The 24,455-nt window shown below is 44.7% G+C and carries 25 protein-coding genes; 4 read left to right on the top strand and 21 right to left on the bottom strand.

Annotated features, from left to right (window positions below):
* Positions 1-24: 24 nt before the first annotated feature.
* From EKN16_RS06210 to EKN16_RS06185, 6 genes are all read right to left on the bottom strand, one after another.
* Positions 25-690, bottom strand: a complete 666-nt coding sequence (locus EKN16_RS06210) for an MOSC domain-containing protein (protein WP_125654634.1) — start codon at positions 688-690, stop codon at positions 25-27.
* Between the two features lie 212 nt (positions 691-902).
* Positions 903-2,579 (bottom strand): APC family permease, encoded by a 1,677-nt coding sequence (locus EKN16_RS06205; protein WP_164522691.1) that lies wholly within the window; start codon positions 2,577-2,579, stop codon positions 903-905.
* Between the two features lie 71 nt (positions 2,580-2,650).
* Positions 2,651-3,217 carry a response regulator gene (locus tag EKN16_RS06200; RefSeq protein ID WP_232016252.1) on the bottom strand — a complete coding sequence of 189 codons (567 nt, stop codon included), beginning with the start codon at positions 3,215-3,217 and terminating at the stop codon, positions 2,651-2,653.
* 78 nt (positions 3,218-3,295) lie between these two features.
* Positions 3,296-3,907 (bottom strand): DUF3298 and DUF4163 domain-containing protein, encoded by a 612-nt coding sequence (locus EKN16_RS06195; RefSeq protein WP_125654629.1) that lies wholly within the window; start codon positions 3,905-3,907, stop codon positions 3,296-3,298.
* Between the two features lie 87 nt (positions 3,908-3,994).
* Positions 3,995-4,519: a GNAT family N-acetyltransferase gene (locus tag EKN16_RS06190; RefSeq protein ID WP_164522690.1), complete on the bottom strand. Its 525-nt coding sequence runs from the start codon at positions 4,517-4,519 to the stop codon at positions 3,995-3,997.
* Positions 4,516-5,241: a phosphonate ABC transporter ATP-binding protein gene (locus EKN16_RS06185; RefSeq protein WP_125654625.1), complete on the bottom strand. Its 726-nt coding sequence runs from the start codon at positions 5,239-5,241 to the stop codon at positions 4,516-4,518. The genes EKN16_RS06190 and EKN16_RS06185 overlap by 4 nt, the downstream gene beginning before the upstream one ends.
* Before the next feature lie 150 nt (positions 5,242-5,391).
* Between EKN16_RS06185 and EKN16_RS06180 the strand changes: the two genes are divergently transcribed.
* Both EKN16_RS06180 and EKN16_RS06175 read left to right on the top strand, forming a co-directional pair.
* Entirely contained in the window at positions 5,392-5,613 is a 222-nt protein-coding gene (locus EKN16_RS06180) for a hypothetical protein (RefSeq protein ID WP_125654623.1), read from the top strand.
* Between the two features lie 380 nt (positions 5,614-5,993).
* A complete protein-coding gene (locus EKN16_RS06175) occupies positions 5,994-6,743 on the top strand; it encodes an HAD family hydrolase (protein ID WP_125654621.1) in 750 nt (249 codons plus the stop codon).
* 96 nt (positions 6,744-6,839) lie between these two features.
* Here the strand turns inward: EKN16_RS06175 and EKN16_RS06170 are convergent, their stop codons facing one another.
* The 11 genes from EKN16_RS06170 to pdhA all read right to left on the bottom strand — a co-directional run bounded on the left by EKN16_RS06170 (position 6,840) and on the right by pdhA (position 19,742).
* Positions 6,840-9,146 (bottom strand): type IA DNA topoisomerase, encoded by a 2,307-nt coding sequence (locus EKN16_RS06170; protein WP_125654619.1) that lies wholly within the window; start codon positions 9,144-9,146, stop codon positions 6,840-6,842.
* Between the two features lie 12 nt (positions 9,147-9,158).
* Entirely contained in the window at positions 9,159-10,289 is a 1,131-nt protein-coding gene (locus tag EKN16_RS06165; RefSeq protein ID WP_125654617.1) for a glucosaminidase domain-containing protein, read from the bottom strand.
* An 87-nt stretch (positions 10,290-10,376) separates the two neighbouring features.
* Complete coding sequence (locus tag EKN16_RS06160) at positions 10,377-10,697, bottom strand: hypothetical protein (protein ID WP_125654616.1); 321 nt, start codon at positions 10,695-10,697, stop codon at positions 10,377-10,379.
* Positions 10,698-10,808: 111 nt separating this feature from the next.
* A complete protein-coding gene (locus tag EKN16_RS06155; RefSeq protein ID WP_125654614.1) occupies positions 10,809-12,296 on the bottom strand; it encodes a glutamate synthase subunit beta in 1,488 nt (495 codons plus the stop codon).
* A 270-nt stretch (positions 12,297-12,566) separates the two neighbouring features.
* A complete protein-coding gene (locus EKN16_RS06150) occupies positions 12,567-13,067 on the bottom strand; it encodes a dihydrofolate reductase (RefSeq protein ID WP_125654612.1) in 501 nt (166 codons plus the stop codon).
* Positions 13,068-13,160: 93 nt separating this feature from the next.
* Positions 13,161-14,117 (bottom strand): thymidylate synthase, encoded by a 957-nt coding sequence (locus EKN16_RS06145; protein WP_125654610.1) that lies wholly within the window; start codon positions 14,115-14,117, stop codon positions 13,161-13,163.
* 42 nt (positions 14,118-14,159) lie between these two features.
* Positions 14,160-14,654: an acyl-CoA thioesterase gene (locus EKN16_RS06140; protein WP_179955595.1), complete on the bottom strand. Its 495-nt coding sequence runs from the start codon at positions 14,652-14,654 to the stop codon at positions 14,160-14,162.
* A 95-nt stretch (positions 14,655-14,749) separates the two neighbouring features.
* A complete protein-coding gene (gene lpdA / locus EKN16_RS06135) occupies positions 14,750-16,165 on the bottom strand; it encodes a dihydrolipoyl dehydrogenase (protein WP_125654608.1) in 1,416 nt (471 codons plus the stop codon).
* Between the two features lie 3 nt (positions 16,166-16,168).
* Positions 16,169-17,512, bottom strand: a complete 1,344-nt coding sequence (locus EKN16_RS06130; RefSeq protein ID WP_125654606.1) for a dihydrolipoamide acetyltransferase family protein — start codon at positions 17,510-17,512, stop codon at positions 16,169-16,171.
* Positions 17,513-17,563: 51 nt separating this feature from the next.
* The gene (locus EKN16_RS06125) at positions 17,564-18,541 is read right to left on the bottom strand and encodes an alpha-ketoacid dehydrogenase subunit beta (RefSeq protein ID WP_125654604.1); all 978 of its coding nucleotides are present in this window, start codon (positions 18,539-18,541) and stop codon (positions 17,564-17,566) included.
* Positions 18,542-18,674: 133 nt separating this feature from the next.
* Positions 18,675-19,742: a pyruvate dehydrogenase (acetyl-transferring) E1 component subunit alpha gene (gene pdhA / locus EKN16_RS06120; RefSeq protein ID WP_125654602.1), complete on the bottom strand. Its 1,068-nt coding sequence runs from the start codon at positions 19,740-19,742 to the stop codon at positions 18,675-18,677.
* Between the two features lie 282 nt (positions 19,743-20,024).
* On the opposite strand from pdhA, the gene EKN16_RS06115 reads away from it, so the two are divergent.
* On the top strand, positions 20,025-20,762 hold the full coding sequence (locus tag EKN16_RS06115; RefSeq protein WP_125654600.1) for an alpha/beta hydrolase: 738 nt from the start codon (positions 20,025-20,027) through the stop codon (positions 20,760-20,762).
* 68 nt (positions 20,763-20,830) lie between these two features.
* Here EKN16_RS06115 and EKN16_RS06110 read toward each other — a convergent pair whose 3' ends face one another.
* Positions 20,831-21,319: a low molecular weight protein-tyrosine-phosphatase gene (locus EKN16_RS06110; protein ID WP_125654598.1), complete on the bottom strand. Its 489-nt coding sequence runs from the start codon at positions 21,317-21,319 to the stop codon at positions 20,831-20,833.
* 1 nt (position 21,320) lies between these two features.
* Entirely contained in the window at positions 21,321-22,001 is a 681-nt protein-coding gene (locus EKN16_RS06105; RefSeq protein ID WP_125665907.1) for a trimeric intracellular cation channel family protein, read from the bottom strand.
* Between the two features lie 199 nt (positions 22,002-22,200).
* On the opposite strand from EKN16_RS06105, the gene EKN16_RS06100 reads away from it, so the two are divergent.
* Positions 22,201-22,866: a thiamine diphosphokinase gene (locus EKN16_RS06100; RefSeq protein ID WP_232016251.1), complete on the top strand. Its 666-nt coding sequence runs from the start codon at positions 22,201-22,203 to the stop codon at positions 22,864-22,866.
* 108 nt (positions 22,867-22,974) lie between these two features.
* Here EKN16_RS06100 and EKN16_RS06095 read toward each other — a convergent pair whose 3' ends face one another.
* On the bottom strand, positions 22,975-23,754 hold the full coding sequence (locus tag EKN16_RS06095; protein WP_232016250.1) for an MBL fold metallo-hydrolase: 780 nt from the start codon (positions 23,752-23,754) through the stop codon (positions 22,975-22,977).
* A 31-nt stretch (positions 23,755-23,785) separates the two neighbouring features.
* Positions 23,786-24,454: a GNAT family N-acetyltransferase gene (locus EKN16_RS06090; protein WP_125654594.1), complete on the bottom strand. Its 669-nt coding sequence runs from the start codon at positions 24,452-24,454 to the stop codon at positions 23,786-23,788.
* Position 24,455: the final 1 nt, after the last annotated feature.

Raw genomic sequence — 24,455 nt, 5'->3', positions numbered from 1 at the left:
TATCCCTCCTGCATTCCGCCATCATTAGTCGTTCTCTGCTGTTAATGCAGCCAATTTGCTTATGAAAGAATCTCTCCAGCTCTCAGAAAGCTCTTCAATCCCCAGCAGTCTGATCATGTTATTCCGGTCTGTTTTGTTCACATACATAAGCAGATTCGCTTCACGAATGGTAAAGGCTGCTGGATGACGTTTGTCCAAGAACAGTTCGTCTCCTTCTTGAACGATGCCTTCCTTTAGGACCCGGAAATAAAACCCCGTGTAACCCGTCTGCTGCACATGAAGCTGCAGCTTCGGATTATTGTGCTTAACACCTAACTTAAAGCAGGGTGATCGTGGCTGAGAAACCTGTACAAAAGCTTGTCCAACCCGAATAATATCACCGATAGAAATTAGCTCCTCCGTCATTCCTGAGACCGTGAAATTTTCTCCGAAGGCACCTGAAGCTACCGGCTGCTTCCACACTTCCTGCCAATAGGGGTAATGATCAGCTGAATAGACACAGATGGCTTTATCCGGCCCCCCATGGTTGATTAAATCTGCCTGTTCATCGCCATCAATACCGTTTTTGGTTAATAAGAGAGGTCGCTCGCTGGGTTTCTTGAAAATCCCCGTATCCACTTGTTTAGACCCATATGGGATCGAAACAGCCTTTGCTATATTTAACGAAAGCAGTCTACCTACTGAAAGCATACAAATCCCTCCTTGCATTTTCTGAAATTATAAGTTCTTATGGAATAGAAAGGCAATGATTAATAACATTAATTATCACCTTTCTTGACAAAAGATCAAAGAATTTCCTCGATCATCTGATCCTCTCTATTGCCATCGAAAGAATGTCGAATGAAATCTTTTTCTGTTAGATCATGCGCTTCCCCGGGAAATGATTCTATTATTTCGGGAAATTAAAGTTGAGGAAATTTTCTCTCAATTCGCACAAGTTCCTCTAAAGATTTCTTGCTTAGTCGTGTTGAGCCAACAATTCGATATGGGCCTCTCTTCAGCAAGTGACGATGGTTGAGCTCCGCATAGAGTAAAAGAATAACTGTGAAAGCTCCTAATCCTACAAGTAACTCTGGGACAATGAACCAGAGCACGCAAGCTGCACTCAGCACCAGCCATGCAGTCGAGATCGTATCGATCACGCCTCCAAGCCGACCTAAATGCCATGGCCCAGAATGAAGCTTCAAACTCCCCTTTAAGCTTCTTACAAGCTTTAACCCAATCGGAATTACGTAAGCCAAATGAAGAATGACAATAATGGCAGCTACCCATTGAATGAGAGTAGTCTTATCTGTTAGCTTCCAACCAACCTGCTGCGAAAAGATTGCAATTCCTCCTGCAAGGAGTGTTACGAAAAGGATAGCTTGCTGAGGTGAGCGAGATCGCTCGGATACCACCGCGAAAATTCGGGCAAAAGGTACGGCATCATTTCGAGCCATTGCAAAAAGTGTTCTAGAAGCGGATGTCATCGCTGATATTCCACTGCTCCAACCAATTATAGCAATGATGAAGGTAACAAGCGCTAAAACGGCTCTACCTCCAATCTCCCAAAACTTAAGGAACCAGCTTGTAATCCCCTCATAACTAAAAAAAACCTCCGTACCAACTGGGTAATGCAAAAGCATAACAGTAAACAAGACGGTGCCGAATATAAAGGTGTAGACGACTGAGAAGTAAATGGACCAAGGTACTGTTATGCGAGGATCGATCGTTTCCTCTGCTAATTGTCCGGCATGATCAAAGCCAAGGAACATTCTTTGCAAAAGCAGCATGCCTAGGAGTAGAGAGGAGTGATCTTGAAATCCGATATCAAAATTATTAAAGAGTGATTCTGGTGTATATAACAGCTCAATCGGGTAAAGTCCCGGCCAAGCGAATATGGATAACGTAACAACTGCAGCTAAAGTCATAATCGCCTGCAGCCATGCAGCAGTTGAGAAGAACCACCCCATCCATCTCGCTCCTCTGCCACTCGCAAGCAGCTGTGTTACAAATAATACGATCAACCCAATATAAAATACCCATGCCTTAGCTGGATAACCAAAAGCGGCAAACGCTACACTATTCAGCCAACTAGCAAGCAGTACATTCGTCAGTACAAGCAGCAAGATATTGCCCGAGAAATGGAACCAACCTGACACAATGCCAATTCGCCTTCTACCACTCGCCACCACCCCATCATTGCAGCTGCCTGCGGTGGGAAATGCTGAGGTTAAAGCCGCAACTGAACATGCTGTCATTAAGCCAAAGAAAGCTAGAATAGGCCATCCCACCCCTATGACCAACGTTCCTCCGGCCTCCACAGACGGGCCAATTAGAAAGATAGCTCCACCAATAACAGATAACGAGGAGAACGAGCTGCCGAACGAGGAGAACCCTTCCATACGCCGCATAAGCTGCTGAGCGAAGCCGATCTTATTCAAATCATGCTTATCCCGCATAAACCGCACATAATTAGAATGATGACCCAACGTTTGATGCAAGGATTGCTTTACTTTCTGCTCGGCAATTCGTGCGAATAGGATGGATAATACACAAATAACAACAAAAGAAATCAGTCCAAATAAAAGCCCAAACACAGCTCCACCCCCATACATGACTGTATGAGGGTGGAGTCTTAGTCAGCACTATAAGATAAAAAGAGCTAAAATCAAGAGACCTCGCCTTCCCGCTTATCCTTCTCCATCAGACTGCTCATAACAAACTCTTTGACATGATTGATATCAAAGGGTTTCGTAAAGAAAGCCTCGACACCCATCTCTCTGGCCGCTTCAAGCTTATCTGGATCACCATATGCGGTTATCATAGCTACCATGACAGATGGATCTATCTTGCGAATTTCTCGCAATGCTTCAATTCCATCCATATCTGGCATTTTCAAATCAAGCAAAATAAAGTCAATCGGGTGCTGCTGTACTTGTTCGATCGCAGTACGACCATGCGGCGCTTCGTAAACCGTGATGTTCTCCAGCTCAAAGAGCTCTCGCATCAGTAAACGAATGGAAGCTTGATCATCTACAATGAGAACGCTAAACGGTGAATTACCGACGCTTGTCGGACTTAACTCAACTTTTCGCTTATTTTCCGGCTGAATATAAGTAATACTATGGAGCGGTTCACGTTCCATAACTGGCTTATTTTGCTTATGTTGTCGCTGACGGATAACAAGCGCCAGCACAATGACTATTATCAAAAAAAGGACAAGAAAATAAATCATAGATAGGCTCCTCGTATCGGTATACTCACCAATTTTCGACATTGGTATGTAAAACCCTTCATTCAACTGAAAAGAATGTTAATCACTCCTATCCATTTGCCCCAGTGGACCATTCGGATTGATGATATCACTTAATTCATAAATAGATATGGGGAAATACGGGAAGCCAAATGCATAAGGCGTCAATTCATAAAGCGCAAAATAAAGTACAAGCGCACGATCGGCAATATAAAAGGATTGATCGGGACGGATAGACTGGAAAGGATTCAACGTTGCAATTTGCCGCGTTGCAATTTGCAGCTTAATTAATTCCGAAAGCCGGTTAACATAATGACTGCCTGATTTGAAGAGCTCTGAGAGCGAGTAATGCCTTCCCGTCCCCATATCAAACGAGAGTGACTCTTGAAGAGTTAGACCATGAGCCCCACCTGTGTATGCATAATTAAATAGAGACAGACTCAGCACATTTTTTTCATTCGTTTTTAATTCAAAAAAGCCTTGCATTTCTGCTCTTGGATCATCAAGCGATCCTTGATTAGTCACTAGTTCGCGAACGGTTTGGCGAATCTTCTCATTCATCATATTCCGCGCTGCTGCATGCTGGAGTCCACTCAGGACAGGAACCCAAAGCTCTGCCTTAGGAAAAGTGATGCGGGATGCGTGTATAACAGCTGGAAATTGAAAAGTCATCCATGGACACCTGCCTATTAGGTTGATGTTCCATTGTATGCGGGCAACTAGTTCCCTTTGCTATTTCATTTCGCAGACATTCCCTATTTACAGAATTAGCCTCATCTCGTGCCATTCAATACCACCATGCTGCGAAGGAGAAATACCGATATAGTTGAAGCCATGCTTCCTATAAAAGTCGATTAAATGCGCTTCACACATGAGAAAGACTGTCTTAAGCTTATCCTTCTTAGCTTGCTGCAGAAGCTTATCGACAAGTGCAGATCCAAGTCCGATCCGACGAGCTTCACGATCAACCGCCACCGATAGAACACAAAGATGCATACCTTCTGCTTGAGCACTATGTGCATGCTTGACTGCATCCTCTTCTAAAACGCTCTCAACTGTGCGTACACCACAAGCTAAGCCAACCAAACGATTCGCAGACCACGCAGACCAGAAGTAATCGGAAAAATGCTTCTGCCGGAACGAAAATGCCTCTAGTGTCGCTGCGGCTTCCGATGGGTAACAAGAGAGTTCAAGTCCATATGCAGATTCCAGTTCATGAACCTGTAAGGGCCTCAATTCAAGATCTTTCTCATAACCCTCTGATAAAATCGTCCTATCCGTCACAGCAGTAATTTCTCCCGTTCTGTCATTCTTCTTCCTTTAATATCTAGTACAATCTTACCGTTATTCAGCCCGATAGTTCGATCTGCAAAGCGCTCTGCCCAATCTCCCTGATGCATGACAGCGATAACGGAAATACCCTGAATCCTGCACATTCTCTGAAGATCAGAGAGCACTTGCTCTGCGGCATGAGGGTCAAGTCCAGATACAGGTTCATCAGCAAGCAGAGTTGTCGCTCCATGAACGAGCGCTCTTGCTACTGCGATACGCTGCTTCTCGCCCCCGCTTAATTGACCACCCTTTTGATGCGCTTTCTCTAACAGTCCCATTTTCTCGATCATATCCATTGCACCCATATAATCGTCATTGCGGACCATGCCAGTCACTCGTCGCCAGGCAGGAGTTTGATAAGCAGCACCGATGAGAACATTCTTTAGCGCTGTTCGGTTCGGTATAAGAGAAGGCTTCTCCTCAAGATACGCCATCTCACGTCTAACCTTCATTGTTCCAGAAAATCCTTTTTTAAAAATATCAACGCCGTCTACTATGTATGTGCCGCTGTTCCATTTCTCGCGCAAGGCAAGGCAGCGCAGCAGCATGGATTTCCCGCTTCCGCTGGCACCTTTTATAGCTACAAATTCACCTGGCTGAACCTCAAAGCTGATGTCTGACAATACCTTAGGCCCACCTGGTATTTGCTTAGATAATTGTATAACTTTTATCATGAATGGCGCTCCTTTGTACGATCCTAAATAAACTCTATGAATCTAGTTTAAGGGAAACAAAAAATAGTTTCCATCCGAACAAATGTTTGGTATACTGAAATAAGAACAAACGTTCTAATAACTCGTTTTAACCAAAGGAGGCTAATCATCATGAACAACTGTGAAAACTATCGATTTATTGAAAGGTATCGTCCATTCCGGGATCTAACATTTAAGTTTTATTCTAACGGATCATTAACTATTATCGACAACACAGCAGAGGAGGTGATTACGCCCCGGGAGCTAAAAGGCGAGAGCTATGATTTCTATGTAAAACGCAGAATTGCTTATATCAAACAAAATCTTCATGATAAATTGAATAAATATGCTTGATTATGGAATGATCTAATAGGCGTGCGTCCACACTTTTATGACTCCAAATGTGACGCACGCTTTCCATACATGCTACGTGTTTGACGATTTTGGAAGCTTACTTTTGACGGCTTTGAAAGCTTACTATGGAAGTTGTTTGTTAATGCCGTTCAAGCTAGGCGGCCTCTTTGCTGATTTCTCTGGTTTCAAGGTTATACTCCGTTCCCTAAACCCACTTCTCTTGTTATCCTTATTCTCATTGTTGTCTACAACCATAGGAAGTCTCACCTCCGCATACAGTATTTGTTACTTCGACCCATTTTATTCGATTTGACGGCGAATCCCATGATGAGGTAGATTGGAGTGACAGCCGCATCATCTGGAGAAGGAGCAGTACCTATATGAATCAACGTATCTTATTCGATCTTGATGACACACTTATCTATTGCAATAAGTATTTCACTCTCGTTATTGATCAATTTACCGAACTTATGTCAGATTGGTTCATCGGACATAATATCTCTGTTGAGATGATTCGGGACAAGCAGACAGAAATTGACATTGCTGGTGTTCATGTCGTCGGGTTCCAGAGCGACCACTTCCCTCAATCCTTTATTGATACGTATCGCTATTTCTCAGATTTAGTAGACCGAGCAATTTCCGTTGTGGAAGAGGATTTGTTATGGAAGCTTGGTCGGAGTGTTTACGAGCATGAAGTTGAGCCTTACCCTTTCATGGAGGAAACACTCGATAGGCTCGCAACAAGTGGACATGAGCTTCATTTGTATACCGGTGGAGAACTACTCATTCAACAAAGAAAAATTGATCAGATGCAGCTGGAACGATACTTTGAATCCCGTATTTATGTCCGTTCTCACAAAAATATCGAAGCAATGGAGACTATTTTACGTGAGGGCGGTTTTGACCGAAACGCGACTTGGATGATCGGTAACTCCTTACGGACTGATGTCATTCCTGCTCTAACCTCCGGCATTCATGCGATTCATTTGAAAACGGAGTCCGAGTGGATTTACAATATTGTAGGGATCGATGTTGAGCCTAAAGGCGCTTTTCTTACGCTGGATCAGCTCAGCGACGTACCTGGAAGTATTGAGAACTATATCCTGCAGCGCCAATCCTCACTCCATTAATTAGAGAAGCATGCAATAATCAGCTTGAATCCAATAAATAAAGGCTTGTCCGTCACGATAATCGTGTTCTGGACAAGCCTTTATTGTTTGATAAGATTAGTTTGGTGACGGTACAAACTCAACTGTCCCTTTTGCCTTATCAGTTAAAACCAATTTACCGGACGATGTTGATCCGTCTTCGGTCTTAAAGGAAAGCTTACGTGTCTCACCTGTGGTCGCAATCGATTTGGCCATGGTCACCGTTATCGCTTTATTCTGATGAACCTTCCAAATCACGAATGTACAGCCTTCACGGAACCGTAAGCAGCCGTAGCCTCGTTTACCTTCTATTAATTGCCCCGTACAGCCAGGACGTGGACAAGGAGCAATAATGACAGGAGAAGAGGCAGACTGGACGGTTGGTACGGAAGATGCCCCCGCTTGATCGCTCGATGAAGCCCTTTGCCGACTGTTCGTCTTGGGAGAACTACCGTCACTACTGGTCTTCTTCGTTGCTCGACCTTTGCCATTTGTCTTCGCCGGAGCTTCCGGCTCTGCGAATAAGCTGGCAGCAGCTGGTCGTTGATGTTTAACCTTGTTAACAATCATCTCGGCAAATTGCTTCACCTTCTGCATGAACTGCTCATCCGATGCTTCATCCTTCGATATCTGATGAAGTCGCTGCTCCCAGCGGCCGGTCATTTCGGGTGAAGCCAGTAATTCAACACCCGCTCCGCGGATTAGCTCTATCGCTGCGCATCCTTTAATTGTTATATCTAGACGCTTCCCATTGGGTTTAATATAACCCACATGCTTCAGTCGTTCGATCGTTGCAGCGCGAGTGGCAGGTGTCCCGAGCCCCGTCTGCTTCATCGCATCACGCAGCTCCTCATCCTCGATAGATTTGCCCGCGCTTTCCATGGCTTTAAGAAGCGTGCCTTCCGTAAATGGCTTAGGCGGATTAGTGGCCTTCTCTATGCCAGCAGCTTCCTCGCAATGAACAGGCAAATCCTTGTTGACTGCGAAAGGACGGTCTGTCACAAGAAGATCATCCTCTTGGTCATCCGATGTTTCGTCGGCTTTCTTCTTACCTCGCGTTTTCTCTTTAGGGCTGCCCCCATCGTCTCCCTTCAAAACGACTCGCCAGCCTGGATCAAGCTGTTCCTTCGCACGTGTACGGAACATCTCGTCCATGACTTGTGTCATCACCTCATGGTTGTTATACATCGCTGGAGGATAATAATGGGATAAGAACCGACGAACGATTAAGTCATAGATGTTTTGTTCTTCTAAACTGAGCGTTCCCGGACGTTTGGGCGTCGGTAATATCGCATGGTGATCCTCTACCTTAGCCGGGTTACATACAGCTTTGTTGCCTTTATGGACACGACTGCGGTCTGCCCCATTGGCAAGATCACCATAGCTGGTTTGTTTAAGCATCTGAAGGACATTCCCCATTACGGGAATATTCTCTTCCGTCACGTAATTCGAGCTTGTACGCGGATAGGTAATCACCTTGTGCTTCTCATATAGTGCTTGCGCGATATCAAGTGTCTTCTTGGCAGGATAACCGAACTTACCGTTCGCTTCACGCTGTAGTAAGGTCAAATCATATAACCGATAGGGATATTCCTTGGATTCATTCGTTTCATAACTAACAATAGTTCCAGGCTTACCGGTTACTTTAGCTGCCAGCGCATCGGCTTGTTCCTTCTTCGTGATACGATCACCCTGCCAAAGACCTTTATAGCTGAAATCCTGCTGGCTGAATGTCGCTTGCACGACAAAATAGGTCTCGCTATCAAATGCCGTAATCTCTTTATGGCGATCGTATAACAAAGCCAATACCGGTGTTTGCACACGTCCAACAGACAAAAGTGTACGATGGCGTATCGTAAAAGCTCTAGAGGCATTCATACCGACCAACCAGTCGGCCTCACTGCGGGCTCTCGCCGCCCGAGTAAGCGGATCGTAATCTTTATCGCTCCGAAGAGAATCAAAGCCCTTACGGATCGTCTCAGGCGTTAGATCGGATATCCACAAACGCTCTGTCGGCTGCATCATTTTCAAATATTGTCTTATTAAATGAAAAATAAGCTGGCCTTCGCGCCCGGCATCGCATGCATTAACGAGCCGATCACAGCGCTTAGCCAGCTCTCCGATCGTATTCAGCTGATCCTTCGTCCTTGCATTTGGCCATAGCTTGAATTCATCGGGAATAATCGGTAAGTCCTTTTCATTCCAACGTTTATATTTGGGGTCGTAATGATCCGGCTCAGCTAAGCTAACCAGATGACCGATTGCCCAAGTAATAATATAGTTCTCGCCCTCCAGATAAGAGCGTTTGTTTTGCGCCTTGGGCTCAATAACCGCAGCTATTGTACGGCCCATATCTGGCTTCTCCGCAATAATTAATGTTTTCAACTAATCGCCTCTCTAACGCTCGATGTCTGACTGGATATATCGTTTCATAGCTTGTAAAATGCTCGTTACACCTTTGGACCAATACCGGTCTTCGGCATATTCACGGTTTATCCAAGTAATAGCATCCTTATTATTAGGTCGATCTTTACTTAATCGATTAATTGTCTTGGCGGCAATCCGGGTGGACTGTTCGATTGTTGTATTATATTCCGACCAGCTATGAAAAACATTAAATGGATTGTTAGCTATTTCCTTAGCTAACTTATGTGTTTTGGGTACAAAAGCTTGCTCCTGCCCTGTAATCGCAAACAGCAAGAGAGGATGAATATCCATTTCTTTCGCCACGTTAAGTATCGCATGAAGGTACGGCTCTTCTGCAAGTAAGGATGACTTCTTTTGAAGGTATTGAACGAGCTGCTTTTCATTGATCGCCGTGTACTGCAGCTCACTTGGAAGTTCATTTTTATCATGAATGATGATCTCCTGCACGGGCTTGGTCACTATAGGTGGCTGGGGCTTCTGAAGCACTATGTTTCCAAGCATTTGCCATCCGTACACGAGTGTCCCCGTGACAAGCATGACAGACAGTATCGCATAAATCGCACTTCGAATGAAGGATCGCTTGGCTAGAGGCAGTTTAATTACCTCTGATCCTTCTCCTGGAGCAAGTTGCGTTATAAGATTCTTATCATAAGGTATACCAGTTGCAACAGCTTGTACAATTAAACGGTTCCAAGACTGCAATCCATGATTATTTGATTCCCTGCCTGCAACCGCGTCACCCAACAGTTCACGGAATGCGTCCGTATCGATTGAGGTGCGCAGCTGCTGCTCGGTCCAAGCATGAATGGGTTGAAATAGCTCACTCTTCCCAAAATCTAACGATAAACAAGCCTCAAATATATGGGCTACACTTACAGGAGTGAGCTGCACGGCAACAATATCTCGAAGCAGCTCTGCTGTCAGCTTATTCTTAATGACTTCTGGAAAATCAGGCAGCTGCTTCAAGACAATACGCTGCATCGCATCAGCTACGATCTCAGCCCGCTGGTCACTTGGCAAGTCACTGTATTTATGCTGAACATAATGACGTATATTCCGAATCTCGGTTGGCGTTAGAATACTGACGGCTTCTGCCCGCATCGCTCATTCCCCCAAGAAAGTTTAACGAAGTTAACCAGCCCGCTTGGCGGATACATCATCGTGCTCTAATTTTACCACAACTTTCCTTCATTTGGGAAAGCTTTGCGCCTCAATAGCTGTCTGAATTTCCGCGCTTTCAATAAACGAGATTATTTGCGCTTTTTCATCCTTCGTGAACTGGAATTCACAATCACAGCCTTCATCAAGCGGCACAATTTGCGCAATGACGCCGCTTAACGTGCAAATCACTAATGCCGATAGATCCGTGATTCCCGCCGGTATTGAACTATGAGGAGCAAGAACAAGGGCCAATTCAATATCCACCCACTGCTCGTCGCGGCGTTCAATTCGGGGGACGAATGCTTGAAATTGAAGCTCTGTTACTTCTTCTGATTCATATTGAATCATATGGTACGCTCATCCCTCTCCATCGAAACAAAAAGCGCCCGAAGGCGCTTTTGCTTCCTGCTAATATAGGGTTACTTTGCTTGGTTTAAATTAATCTTTCTCCGCTTGCGTTTAAGGAAGCATCGTTGTTCCCATCAGATAACGGTCAACTTCACGAGCGGCTTCGCGACCTTCGTTAATCGCCCATACAACAAGACTTTGACCCCGGCGCATATCTCCTGCTGCGAATACTTTGTCTACGCTTGTACGGTAGTCACCATATTTTGCTTTTACGTTTGAACGGCGATCCTGAGCAAGACCAAGCTTTTCGATCAGCGTGTTCTCCGGTCCTTCAAAGCCAACCGCGATCATAACGAGATCTGCTGGCCAAATTTTCTCTGTTCCTGGGATTTCTTTATAAATTTTACGGCCTGTCTCATCAACCGTACGTTCGATTTGAATGGTATGAAGCTCCTTCAAGTTCCCATTCTCGTCACCAACGAATTTCTTCGTCAGAACGGAGAACGCGCGTGGATCTTGTCCGTACAATGCGCGAGCTTCTTCTTGTGCATAATCCAAAGTATATACATTGGGGAATTGCGGCCATGGATTGTTAATTTGGTCGCGCTCCAGTGGAGCTTTGGAATGAGTACCAAATTGTGTGATCGATTTACAGCCATGACGGAGCGCAGTAGCTACGCAGTCCGTACCCGTATCACCACCACCGATTACGATTACATCCTTGCCTTCAGCAGAGATATAGTTACCATCAGTTAGGTTAGAATCTAAGTAGCTCTTAATAGTGCCATTCAAATAATCCATTGCAAGATGAACGCCCTTGAGGTCGCGTCCTTCAATCTCAACCTCACGCGCTTTAGTTGAACCACCGCAAAGAACGATGGCATCAAATTCGCTCATGAGCTGCTCAACAGGTACCGTTGTGCCAATTTCCGTGTTAGGCACGAACTGAACGCCTTCCGCTTCCATCAGATCAACACGGCGTTGAACGATTTTTTTATCCAGTTTCATTGTCGGTATTCCATAAACAAGCAAGCCGCCGATTCGGTCAGCGCGTTCGTATACGGTTACCGTATGTCCTGCTTTGTTCAACTGTGCAGCAGTAGCCATACCAGCTGGTCCAGAACCGACAACAGCTACCTTCTTACCTGTACGTGTAAGTGGCGGCTGTGGAACAACCCAACCCTCATCAAAGCCTTTGTCAATAATAGCTTGCTCAATCGTCTTGATTGTTACTGCATCGCCGATCAAGCCAACTGTACAAGAGCCTTCACATGGAGCTGGACAGACACGCCCAGTAAACTCAGGGAAATTGTTCGTCTTGTGCAAGCGATCAAGCGCTTCGCGCCATAGTCCACGGTATATCAAATTATTCCATTCGGGAATCAAGTTATTGACCGGACAGCCGGAAGCGCCCCCTGGCAGCTCTATGCCCGTATGACAATAAGGAGTCCCACAATCCATACAGCGAGCACCCTGTGTACGCAGCTGGTCTTCACTGAAATGTTTGTGAAATTCTTCCCAGTCCTTAATCCTCTCAAGCGGATTGCGGTCAGCGGGTAGTTCGCGTTTATAATCCATAAATCCAGTAGGTGTAGACATGATCGCTTATCCTCCATCCGTTTTCCCGTTACCGATTCTACAATATCTCTCTAAAACTATATCGGGAATCCATTTATTATTCAATATCAAACTTTTCCATGCTTGCCTAAGAATCATAGAAAAATAATGAAATTATGCATTCTCTCTGATATCTCGAAAAAGGTTATCTATAATATCCTATCAAGCTGGAAAGAAGCAATAAATGGATTTTCCGTACAATGATTTGCACTTTATGACATACTGTTCGACATTTCCCTCACTTGCACATGATTATTTATCCTTGTTGCGCACATAAGTCTGAATTTGAAAATCATAAGCATTCTTTTCATCCTTTGAAAATGGCTCGCTTGCAAGTAATGTCCATTCATTCTGATCAAAGCTTGGAAAGTAAGCATCACCTACCAAATCTGCATCCACCTCGGTAAGTAGAAGCTTGTCCGCATAGGGCATGAACAAACTGTAAATTTCCGCTCCTCCCATGATTACAAGCTCTCCTTGATCATCACCCATATATTTTGCAATAGCTTCTTCTAAGGAATGAACAATTTCACAACCTTCTGTTGTAAACTCTGCATTCCTAGTCAGAATTACATTGCGTCTGTCCTTCAGCGGGCGTCCTAATGATTCGAACGTCTTCCGACCCATCAACACCGTTCTATCGATCGTAGATCTGCGAAAATGAGCCATCTCAGCAGGCAGACGCCAAGGCATAGCATTCTCAATTCCAATCACTTGATTACGCGCCATAGCGGCTATCATGGTTATACTCAATTTAACGTGAACCCCCTTTTCCTATCGCTACTTCAGCTTTAATAACTGAATGATATACCCTCTTGAAGTTTCAAAGTCGTCTTAATAATAACTTTATACAGCCACAGGGGCTTTAATAGTTGGGTGCGGGGCATAACCTTCGAGTTCAATATCCTCCACAGCAAAATCAAAGGTAGACTGAATCGCCGGATTCAACTTCAAAGTTGGCAACGCTTTTGATTCCCGGCTAAGCTGTGTGTGTATCTGCTCTACATGGTTAAGGTAAATATGAGCATCCCCGATCGTATGAACGAACTCCCCTACTCCTAAACCGCATTCTTGCGCAATCATATGAGTGAGCAGCGCATAACTTGCAATATTGAAAGGAATCCCGAGGAAAATATCTCCGCTCCTCTGATATAACTGACAAGATAACTTATTATCAGCAACATAAAACTGGAAGAGCGTATGGCAAGGAGGCAGAGCACTGTTCGGAACATCTTCTGGTGACCAGGCTGTAACAATTAATCTTCTGGAATCAGGGTTGCTTTTAATTGAGGCAATAACTTCTTTGAGTTGATCAATTGTGTCTCCTTTTAACGTGCTCCATTGCCTCCATTGCTTCCCATACACGTTTCCAAGCTCACCATACTTATCAGAAAAATCGTCGTCACTGAGTATACGACCTTTAAAGATTTCCATCTGTTCTTGGAATTGTTTATTAAATTCTTCATCCTGCGGCGCCCTAAGACCGAAGTTGTCCATATTGGGACCTGTATAATCAGAGCTTTCAACCCACTTCTTAAAAGCCCATTCATTCCAAATGTTATTTTTATTCTGTAGAAGAAAACGAATATTGGTATCACCTTTAATAAACCAAATTAATTCACTGACTACTAATCGAAAGGGAACTCGTTTCGTTGTTATAAGTGGAAACCCTTCATTCAAGTCAAATCGCATCTGATGCCCAAAAACAGAAAGAGTTCCTGTACCTGTTCGATCTTCTTTTTTTGTTCCATTCTCAAGAACATGCTGCAGCAAATGGATATAAGAATCTTCATTTTTGCTCATATTAACCCGACCCACCCTTTCTTCAAGGTTTTATTTTATCATTTATCGATCAATCTGTCTTTCGCGTTTTCGCATCATACGCAGATCATATCTGCTCTGTGCAGAAGCATGCAGCGCCTTTTGTTCATCGGTCTCCGGTATAATCCCCGGCACTTTGGAAGGTTTACCTGCATCATCAAGGGCTACAAAGGAGAAAAAAGCAGTTACCGCTGTTTTGCGATCACCCGTGAACACATTCTCAGTTTGTACCTTAACATATATCTCCATGGAGCTATTATGCGTCCAAGTGACGAATGCCTCCACCTCAATGACTTCTCCAACCCGAATTGGCGAGACAAAATCCAGACTATCTGTCGAAGCAGTAACTACAGGCTTCCGGGCATGACGCATGCTCGTGATGGCTGCAATTTTGTCCATATATTCCATCACCTTGCCACCAAACATCGTACCATGATAATTCGTATCTGAAGGAAAAATAAGCTGCACCATCGTAGATCGTGATTCGCTAACCGACTTAGACTCCAGTTCTTCCTGCATAGTTCGACCTCCAAATGCTTTTAGATAGAAAAAAGGCCCGCCTGCTACTATCAGCTGCGTGACCTCTTTCTTCAATGATATATGGAAAGACTTAATTATTTGCTAATTGCGTGGATCGGGTGTCCAAGTGCCATCTCAACAGCATCAAGAACAATCTCACCAAGCGTTGGATGAGCATGAATGGTAAGTGCGATGTCTTCAAGCGTTGCGCCCATTTCAATAGCTAGGCCAAGCTCAGCAATCATGTTTGAAGCTTCAATACCAGCGATTTGTGCACCTAGCACAAGACCTGTATCCGCATCTCCGATGATTTTGACAAAGCCTTCTTTAACGCCTAACGATAATGCACGGCCGTTAATGTTGAATGGGAATTTACCCACTTTAACGTTATGGCCTTTCTCCTTCGCTTCCTTCTCGCTATAACCTACGCTAGAGCATTCAGGATCGGAGAAAACAACAAGCGGGATACATTTGTAGTCGATTTTGCTTGGTTGTCCAGCAATAGCTTCAGCCGCAACACGAGCTTCATACATCGCTTTATGTGCAAGCGCAGGACCAGCAATGATATCGCCAATTGCATAGATGTGCGGGATGCTTGTGCGGCATTGATCATCAACTTCGATCATACCACGATCCGTCATCTTAAGGTCGATTAGATCAAGTCCAAGCTCACCATCCGTATTCGGACGGCGTCCAACCGTTACGAGCAAGTAATCAGCTGTAACTTGCTTGTCTTCTCCACCAACTGTATACGTAACTGTAACATCTTTGTCGGTTTGCTCTGCACTTTTCGCTTGAGCACCCGTTACGATCTCTGCTTGAGCGCCTTTAAGTTTCTTCGCTACAAGAGATGACATATCGGCGTCAAAGCCTGGAAGAATGGAATCAGAACCTTCAATAACGGTTACCTTCGTACCGAAACGTGCGTACATTTGACCAAGCTCAATTCCGATATATCCGCCGCCGATAACAACAAGGCTTTTCGGAATCTCAGGAAGGGAAAGTGCTCCTGTCGAAGATACGATGCGTCCTCCGTAAGGGAAAGCTTTCAGTTCAATTGGACGTGAGCCCGTTGCGATAATACAGTTTTTGAAACGGTAACGAGGTGCTTCTTGATCGTTAAAGACGCGAGCCTCTGTTTCATTGATGAACATAACTTCGCCAGCAAAATATTGGATCTTATTTGCTTTAAGAAGCGAACCAACGCCACCAGTTAATTTCTTAACAACGCCGTTCTTGAATTCCTGTACTTTGCTCCATTCCACTTTCACGTCAGAAGCTGTGATACCAAATTCAGAAGCATGGTTCATTGATTCATATTGATGAGACGCAGAAATGAGCGCCTTTGAAGGGATGCAGCCTACATTTAAGCATACGCCACCTACATATTCTTTATCCACGACGAGCACATTTTGACCAAGTTGGGCTGCACGAATGGCTGCCACATAACCACCTGGTCCTGCGCCGATAACGAGCAAGTCGATATCGAGTGAAGCATCACCTACTACCATGGGTTACACCTCCATTACAAGTAATTGCGGATCAGCAAGAAGCTGTTTGATATAGTTCAAGAAGTTTTGAGCTGTCGCACCATCAATAAGACGGTGGTCAAAGCTGAGCGAGAGAGCCATCACAGAAGCTGCAACAATTTGGCCATTCTTAACAACGGCTTTCTCCGATATACGGCCAGTTCCTAGGATAGCCACTTCAGGGAAATTAATAACCGGTGTAAAGAACATACCGCCAGCAGATCCGATATTCGTAATCGAAATCGTGCTGCCTCTAAGTTCGTTGGCCGACAATTTGCCATCGCGACCACGTGTAGCAAGATCCTTGATCGCTTCAGCGACCATCCATACATTCTTGCGATCTGCATCTTGGATAACAGGAACGATTAAGCCGTTCTCTGTATCTGTAGCGATGCCGATATTGTAGTATTTCTTGAAAACAATTTCTTGCTTCTCTTCGTCAAGCGTCGCATTCATAACAGGGAATTGACGGCATGCAGCAACGAGTGCTTTGACGATGAACGGCAAGTAAGTAAGCTTAATGCCTTTCTTCTCAGCAACAGGCTTTGCTTTTGTGCGAAGCGCAACAAGTTCGGTTACGTCAACCTCGTCCATAAGCGTAACATGTGGTGCCGTATATACGGATTTAACCATTGCATTAGCAATGACTTTACGAATTCCTTTGAAAGGAACACGCTCTTCCGTACGATCACCAACCTGTGTAGTTACAGATGCTGGTTTGGATTCGCCTGTACCTTGAACTGCCACAGCTGCTGAACCTTGCGCTGCGCCCTCATGATTAGCAGCAGCGGAAACTGATCCACCACCTGCTGCGAATGCGTCAATATCTTCTCTCGTAATGCGGCCATTCTTACCCGTACCTGATACCGAAGTAAGATCAACGCTTTTCTCACGAGAATATTTGCGAACACTAGGTGTTGCAAGCACTAGACCGCCAGCAGCTTTTGCTGGAGCTTGTGCTGCTGCGACTGGTGCAGCTTCCACCTTTGGAGCTTCAGTTTTCGGTGCTTCTGTTGGAGCAGGGGCAGAAGCTGTCGCGCTTGCGCCGTGACTATCGTTAGCTGGAGCAGCTTGCTCAGGCACTTCGCCTTCTGCATCAATGATGGCAACGACATCGCCTACATGACACACTTGACCGTCCTTAACGAGTACTTCAAGCACTTTGCCATTCACCGGACAAGGAACTTCAACGATCGCCTTGTCATTCTGAACTTCCATAATAATATCTTCGTCCGTTACTATACTGCCAGGCTTAATATGGATCTTGACGATTTCGCCTTCATGCAGACCTTCGCCCAGCTCCGGGAATCGATATTCAAATTTCGCCACGTCCCGTGACCTCCTTCCAGGTCTTAACAACCTGCTTGTTTGTAACGAATATTAAAAGTTCAGAACTTGATTAACGGCTTTAATAATCCGAGCGGGACTAGGCAGCCATGCATCTTCAATCTGAGCATATGGATAAACCGTATCTGGACCTGCAACACGAAGAACCGGTGCTTCCAGATGAAGGATTGCGTTCTCATTGATTTGGGCAATGATTTCGGCTGCAGCACCAGATGTTTTCTGTGCTTCTTGAACAACGATTGCGCGATTCGTCTTTTGAATCGAAGCCACGATCGTATCAATATCAAGCGGCATCAAGGTGCGAAGGTCGATAACCTCGGCTTTAATGCCATTCTTCTCGAGCTCATCTGCCGCTTTTACTGCTGTATGAACCATCATTCCGTAAGCAATTATGGTAACATCGCTGCCTTCACGGACAATGTTCGCTTTTCCAATTTCAACGACATAATCCTCTTCTGGCACATCTTGACGGAACGCATGATAAAGATTCAAATGTTCCATGAAGAATACAGGATCATTATCGCGAATGGCTGCAACAAGAAGGCCTTTAGCATCGTAGGGGTTAGAAGGCACAATAACCTTAATACCCGGTGTTTGAATCGCAAGTCCTTCAAGAGAATCTGTATGGAGCTCAGCCGCCTTCACGCCTCCGCCAAAAGGAGTACGGAAAACGATCGGTGAATTATAGCGTCCACCTGAACGGAAACGCATACGCGCTGCTTGCACAAACATTTGATCAAGCGCTTCGTAAATAAAACCTACGAATTGAATCTCAGCTACCGGACGGAAGCCTTGAAGTCCCATCCCTACTGCCATACCAGCGATAGCGGATTCGGCAAGAGGTGTATCAAATACACGATCTTCACCAAACTCACCTTGCAAGCCTTCTGTCGCACGGAACACGCCGCCGACTTTTCCAACGTCTTCACCGAAGACGTAAACGTTAGGGTCTCTCTTGAGCTCCACGCGCATCGCATCGCGGATTGCTTCTTTCATATTCATTTGAGCCATTGACGAAAGTACCTCCTTAAGTTATTGCGCGGCTACGCCTGATTGTTTAGTAAAACAAAACAATTAAGCAAAAACACATCGAAAGCATAAACTTAGTTATTGCGCGGCTATATCTGATCGTTCATCCGTTGATTTATTCGAATTCAGCTTTTTGACCTTCCAGATGTTTCGGAGTTGTTTCGAACATGGAATCAATTAGACCGCCAACTGTCATTTTCTCAGTCGCTTCGGCTTTCTTGATATGCTCGTTAACAGTAGCTTTTGCTTCCTCTTTCACACGAGCTGTATCCTCATCTGTCCAAAGGCCTTTGCTTCCAAGATATTTCGCAAAACGAGTAATCGGATCCTTCTCGCTCCATTCGCCCTCTTCGTCCTTCGTCCGGTATTTGGAAGTATCATCCGCCATGGAATGCGGACGGAAACGATAAGTCAGAAGCTCAATCAAAGTTGCGCCTTCACCGTTACGTCCACGCTCAGCTGCATCTGATACCGCTTTGATGACAGCAAGCACGTCCATACCGTCTACTTGTACACCTTTAATACCAGCCGCGATAGCTTTGTGTGCAACAGATAGAGCTGCTGTTTGCTTCGCGTATGGAGTCGTAATGGCATAACCATTATTTTGAACAACGTAGATAACTGGCAGTTTGAATGCACCAGCGAAGTTCATACCTTCGTAGAAATCACCTTCAGAGGAACCACCATCACCTGTATACGTAATGGCAACGCGTTTCTCGTTACGTTTCTTGAACGCCATAGCAACGCCTGTAGCGTGTAAGATTTGGGCACCAATAATAATCTGTGGCATTAGAACATGAACGCCTTCAGGAATCTGACCACCATGCTGATGACCACGGGAATATAGAAAAGCTTGGTAGAGTGGCAGACCATGCCATACGATCTGAGGCATATCTCGGTAACCCGGACAAACGAAATCATCTTTATTAAGGGCATACTCACTACCGATCATAGAAGCTTCTTGTCCAGAAACTGGCGCATAGAAACCAAGACGGCCTTGTCTTCCTAAGTTAACGGCACGCTCATCCCAAGTACGAGTAAACACCATGCGATACATAACTTCTTTTAATTGATCATCAGTCAAATTCGGCATTAGATCCGGATTGACAATTTCCCCATCTGGCGACAGGATCGATAACGGTGTAACTGGCTCCGTTTGAACTTCGTAGTGAAGCTTGCTCATATCGTTCACCTCAACTAAATATTTGAAAAAACGAGTGTGTCTGTTATAGAATGATTATAACCCTGTTTAACCTAAATGGTCAAAGCATAAAATAGTAAAAAGCGTTGATTTTTCACACTTTCAGGCTTTTTTATTAATTAATTGTATATGTAACAGACTTAAAAAACCACTATAACAGAATAGTACAACATCGCAGAGAAAAGGGGATTTCCTCAGTTGTTTCCTCCCTTTTGTTTACCCATATCTCAACTAAACCATGCAAGAAATAGAGGAGAACTTTATATGACCGATGAACGTTATCTGAAACGCACGATTGTAAGAGAAGTAATCACCAGCCACTATTTGCCAGAAGGGCAGCGTAATCTCCGCGTTTATTTACCGCCAGGCTACAATGAAGTCCTTAGTTACCCGGTTGTCTATTGTCAGGATGGAGAAGAATTCTTCAATTTTGGTAGAATCGCCACAATAGCCAATCAATTAATCTTGGATGAAGGAGTTGAGCCCTTTATCATTGTTGGGGTCGACGTGGACAAGAAGCTGAGAACGGCCGAATATTCCCCTGATGGTGATCGCCATTCGAATTATGTTACTTTTTTCGGTGAGGAGCTCATTCCTTTTATTGAAACCAAATATCCGGTTCGTCGCGAGCCTTCCGAGCGCATCTTAGCTGGGGACTCACTAGGTGGAACTGTTTCACTTCATATTGCCATTGCCTACAGATCCATGTTCCACCAAATCATTGCCTATTCAGGCGCCTTCTATTCCGAATCCCTTCGCCTTGTCGAAGCAGAATTGGACTTTAAGGACTTCTCTCTTTACATGATTGTCGGATTGCAAGAGACTGCGTTCGAATCTGATCGAGGGGTCATTAACTTTGTTGAGATCAATCGACGAATGAAACAGCTTCTTGAAGAGAGAGGCGCACAGATAAATTACAGTGAGCATGACGGACAGCATGTTTGGGGCTTTTGGCAAAAGTTCATTCCCGCTTCGCTTATTCATTTTCTGCGTTCCGAGTAGCTATTTCTTCAAAAAAAAGACCGACTCCCATTCACTCAAGTTGAGCAGGAGTCGGTCTTCTTCTTGTTTTAAACTTCAGAATGCTTTAATTGGTCTTCACATATTCGTTCAAGCAGCTTCACGCAGCCTGCTGCTACCAATTCATATACCTCATCAAAGTTTCCCGTGTAATAGGGGTCTGGCACATCGCAGGTCTTTTTATCTGCAAGCAAATCCATGAATTTAAAGACCTTCGTGTTGCCATCGGATTTACTGCCAAAAATCGCCCGAACATCACGTTCATTATTGTTATCCATACAAACGATATAGTCAAAATCCGTATAATCTTCAAGTGTAACTTGCCTTGCTCTCATGCCCTCATAAGAAATGCCATAACGATCCAGCAGCGCGCGTGTACCCTCATGAGGTACTTTGCCCAGATGCCAGTCGCCTGTACCGGCTGAATCCACTTTAATCGTTGTTTCTAATTGCTTTTCCTTCAATTGATGACGGAACACGGCCTCCGCCATTGGTGAACGGCATATATTGCCCAAACATACGAATAGTACGGAAATCAAATTATCCGCTCCCTTCTACCTTATCGTTCTTCGATTCCGCCAACAATCGCTTTTCCTCCGAGTGCACCGACTGGGCTAATGCAAATTTAAGCGAGCGCCTTGGCAGCCGCCAGCGAAATTGAACAGAAAGCATACGGAATACGGTAATAATAACAAACAAAATGAGTAAGTCAACCTCGGTTACGAACCATTTCAATCCAATCACTGCTCCAGCGGCCATTGCCCATACGGCATAAATCTCATCCCGCAGCACAAGCGGTTTTCTTCCAGCTAATACATCGCGAATAATTCCGCCGCCGATTCCAGTCATCATAGCTGCTACAATAACAGCGGAGAGTGGGTATTTGCCCGTAGCATAGAGCGCGCCCTGAATAGCAAATGCGGATAACCCTATTGCATCGAAAAAAGCCTCGCTTTTTTTCCACTGCTTGATCCATTTGACCGGAAGAATAAAAGTAATCATCATCGCAATAAGTGCAGTCTTAAGCAGCATCTCTTGTGACCACAGCATGGTAACAGGCACACCAATTAACAAGTTACGAATAACCCCTCCGCCAAAAGCGCTCACAAGCCCAAGAACAAACACACCTAGAATATCGTATTCCTCTTCCATCGCTACAATCGCGCCACTTACCGCAAACGCTATTGTGCCGATTATGCTGAATACAGTGAAAATATCCATATCGATCTGCAAATTCACTTCTTGCTGCCTCCGCTTACCTAATAAACAGTTAGGTTGATAGACAACCCGTTCGTCTAGTAAGGTCTGATTTAATCCTCTCTCATTTTAGCCGCGCTTGTCGTTTTGTACAAGAGCGATTTTCATACGCCCAAGAGACTGGTCAATCTTTACAAGGACGAGTATACTGACAAAAGCATATATGAGCGAAAGGAACGATCCCCCAATGCTTATCAAACGTATCCTTATTTTTACTGGCGGCCACCTGAATGAATGGGCACTTGCGCTTATTCAACCTAATGATTATCTTATAGGTGCGGATGCGGGTGCATTATTCTTAATTACAAATGGGTATAAACCCGATGTCTCTTTGGGAGATTTTGATTCTGTCACAGCTGAGGAGCTTGAAGTCATCCGCTCGAACAGCTCAGAAACGTTAGATTTTGATCCCATAGATAAGGACTTTACCGATACTGAGCTTGCTTGGCAATTTGCATTAAAGAAACAGCCGGAAGAGATCTTGCTAGTCGGTGCTATAGGCACAAGATTCGACCATTCCCTAGCGAATGTGCATCTGTTAAGACAAGCAGCTGATCAAAATATCCTTGCAAGGATTGTTGACAAGCATAACTGCATAAGAATTGTAGGGAATGAAATGACTTTAATCCGCAGCAGCTATACCTATGTATCCTTACTTCCTCTTACTGCAACCGTCGCAGGTATTACGCTAAAAGGATTTCAGTACCCCTTAGATGAAGCCACCCTGCAAATCGGTCAATCTCTTGGAATTAGTAACAAGCTCAGCGAAGACTCCGCAAGTATTCGAATTCGTGAAGGCTTGCTGCTCGTCATTGAAAGTATGGATTAAGCCAGGCTAAGCCATTCCTAAAGGCATACACCATAACCAAAAAGATCACAAAAAACAGGAATGGAACGCATGCGCGTCTCATTCCTGTTGCAATATTGTCAGCAGTCACTATAACGTTACTTGTAAGCCCGTCGTTGCAAAAGCCACACCACTGGACAGTTTGTAGTCATGCTGCAAATCGATATCATGTGATAAATGTGTGAAAATGGTCCGCTTCGGTTCCCATTCTTTAATTAGAATCAATGCTTCAATCACATCATATACAGAACGCGTCTCATAGGGAAAAGGCTCCTTATAAAAACTTGTCCCAAAAATCAGCAAATCAAGGCCATATAAAGGTTGACGCTGTTCTTCTGTGAGCGCAATGGAGTCTGAACAATACGCAAAGCTTCGTCCACTGGCAGGATGTGTGAATCGAAATGCGTAAGCATAGCCATTTTTGCCATGATTAACTTTCCAGCAAAAGACACGCCATCCACCGAACTCTAAGTCGCCTTCAATAGCATGGAACACCAGATGATTGCCTATCCAAGGGAAGCGAGAATGGATGTCCGCAATAACATCAGGCATGGCATAAACTTCTCCTTTGCATCCCAGCCATCTGCACATATCGGCCCATTCAGCCAAACCACCAATGTGGTCAAAATGGGCATGCGTAATCAAAATGCGATCGATTCGCTTCAGTCCCGCTGCCTCCATCTGATGCCGCCAATCCGGTCCGCAATCAATTAACATCGTTCCATATTCTTCATCAGATAAATGTACAAGGGAACGAAGCCTTTTGTTATGCCCACTAGTTCGTGCTTCTTCACAAACCTTGCACGAGCAATAAACACGGGGTACTCCCATAGAATCCCCCGTTCCCCAGAACGTCACCGTTGTCGACAACCTATTCCCCACCTTAAGTCAGAACTTCAAATTAGATTGGCAGTAAAGCAATATTATCGATAGCTGATAGTCGTTGAATCATCTCATGCCACTCATCAGGCTTATCCGGCAATGCCGAATAGTACTGCTTGAGGAAAGTAACAACGAGATTAGCTGGCAGCTCCGAAGTGCTGTCCTCCTGAGGAAGGAAGCACAGATCAAGCCCAATAACAGCTTTGCCATCTTCCTCCCATGAGGGATGAACGTAAGCCAGATCTAATTTTTTGTACCCAATATGTGAAAGCACCTCACGACGAACATACGGATTCATGGGAGAAATCCCACCGAAATCATAGTTCACCGCTAATGGATTATAAATTTCAGCGAACATACCCTGTGAAATTGTTCCGCTTTGCTCAGCAAGCTGTGCGATATCCTTTTCTCTGCTTTTCATGAGAAAACGCCCAACGCCCAGCCCAGCACGTCCGATAATAGTGAAATCCGTCATCGCTACTCGCAGCTGCGGATAATAGCGGTATTCGGTCGCACCTACCACCTCATCTTGATGAACAGCAACATAAATATGGATGCTATCATCCTCAAGCGGCCCCTCCCATTTCTCGAAGGCATAGACCTCCTCAGGCGGGAAAATAGATTGCATCAGCTGGTGCATGCTTGTAAATAGTGGATCATGAATGGATTGTATACGAATGAATTCCATT

This window comes from Paenibacillus baekrokdamisoli (genome assembly GCF_003945345.1).
GTDB lineage: Bacteria > Bacillota > Bacilli > Paenibacillales > Paenibacillaceae > Paenibacillus_Z > Paenibacillus_Z baekrokdamisoli.
This window is presented reverse-complemented; position numbering and strand designations above follow the sequence as displayed.